1 protein-coding gene is annotated in these 1601 nt (G+C 49.2%); it reads left to right on the top strand.

From position 1 onward, the window contains the following. The first annotated feature begins 970 nt into the window (after positions 1-970). Entirely contained in the window at positions 971-1489 is a 519-nt protein-coding gene (locus IQ254_RS31020; RefSeq protein WP_193969982.1) for a phage tail protein, read from the top strand. The last annotated feature ends 112 nt before the right edge of the window (positions 1490-1601 follow it).

Here is a 1601-nt window from a genome sequence, read left to right as displayed (position 1 = left end):
ACTTCGTCCGAGTTGGCGAGCAATGCCCCGGATGGACAATGCTGTCGTAGTTCTCAATTCGTAAACTTTATTTCGTTCAGAAGCGCTAAGCTGGATATAGCTCATAGGGTGTCTTTTTGTTGTGGTAAACATCAGACTATCCTATGAGCCCCTCTGTGGAAAGCTTCTAGGTGTTGCACTTCATTCTAGAATCGGCGAATGAATTCCAGTCATGCTAAAAAAAGACGATCGAAAAAACTTCACTCCACTGACCGCGTCCAATTTTTGTGATTAATTATGACGTGCGTTTTGAGAAAGCTATTCATCGCTTTATCTGTACCACTGAGCTATTTATGCAAAATTCCATGAACGCTAATATAGCGTTCTCACTAGCATCAAGTACAAATCATTTGCTTAAGCTTGTTAGGTTCAATAGTTTCTCGAATTGAGGTGTGCCACACCCATCCAGGAACCGCTATAGAAAGTGAATTAAACCGAGTGCGTCCCACTTCTGCAAGTGTCTGCGTCATTCCTACGTTCGCGTAGCGAGGCCAGCGGCCTCAAGTAGGAATCTATCCGGGAGTAGGTTGCCCAAGGTGGATTCCCGCCTACGCGGGAATGAACAGACTAGCTAGTCGTCAAAATGACAATTTTATCAAAGTGGGATACGCCCATTAGATCAAGTCACGCCTTCTAGGGATAACCAGGTTTTTGATATAAAATTTCTCCATTGAGATGTACCCTTTGAATGAGCTAACTTAACGAGTTTTTATTTTTCTGAACTACATTTTCTTCGGCTTAGCTTAGGCTTTTCTCAGCTAATTTTCAGGTTGCAGAGACATTCTCTTCTGTAATGAATCAAGCCAATTTTGTAGCTCATTAAGAGAATTTGTCCAGGCGAAAAGACGCGACCTAGTAATGGCGTCTCTGGAGAATTATTGAGATCAATACCAGATATTAAAAGACTCCCTAGCCCCAGGAGATTAGCCCTATGTCTGAACCGTTTATCGGTGAAATTCGCATGTTTGGCGGTAATTTTGCCCCCCGCAATTGGGCCTTTTGCAACGGTCAACTGCTGCCAATCAGCCAGAATGCAGCCTTGTTTTCCCTGCTTGGCACCATTTACGGCGGCGACGGTCGCACGACCTTTGCCCTGCCCGATCTACGGGGCCGCACTCCGATCCATTTTGGTCAGGGGCCGGGCCTGAGCCAATATCCCCAGGGCGACCGGGGCGGCATCGAGCAGGTCGCCCTCACCCTTGCCGAAATGCCCATTCACGATCATGCCTTGATGGCTGCTGATGTCCCTGCTGACCAGCTTTCCGCCGCTAACCACGCCCTGGCAGTTCCCGAGGAAGGCCCGATCTATGCCGTCGCCCAACCCAATCTGGCAATGGCACCCGGCACCGTTGCCAACACCGGCAACAGCCAGCCCCACGAGAATCGTGCCCCCTACCTGACGGTGAACTACATCATCGCCCTGGTCGGAATCTTCCCATCGAGAAGCTGAACCGCAGCTTTATTCCGTGGATCTTGCCATTGAAGATATCTGCGATCGCCCTATCTGAATCAGATTGACCCACGCTAAGCCCTGCCCACCCCTACACCTCCCAGGAGGGGAC

Source organism: Nodosilinea sp. LEGE 07088, assembly GCF_015207395.1.
GTDB lineage: Bacteria > Cyanobacteriota > Cyanobacteriia > Phormidesmidales > Phormidesmidaceae > Nodosilinea.
This window is presented reverse-complemented; position numbering and strand designations above follow the sequence as displayed.

Bases quoted from the DNA above. Each gene is read 5' to 3' on its own strand.
- IQ254_RS31020 (WP_193969982.1), top strand. From the start codon at position 971: ATGTCTGAACCGTTTATCGGTGAAATTCGCATGTTTGGCGGTAATTTT.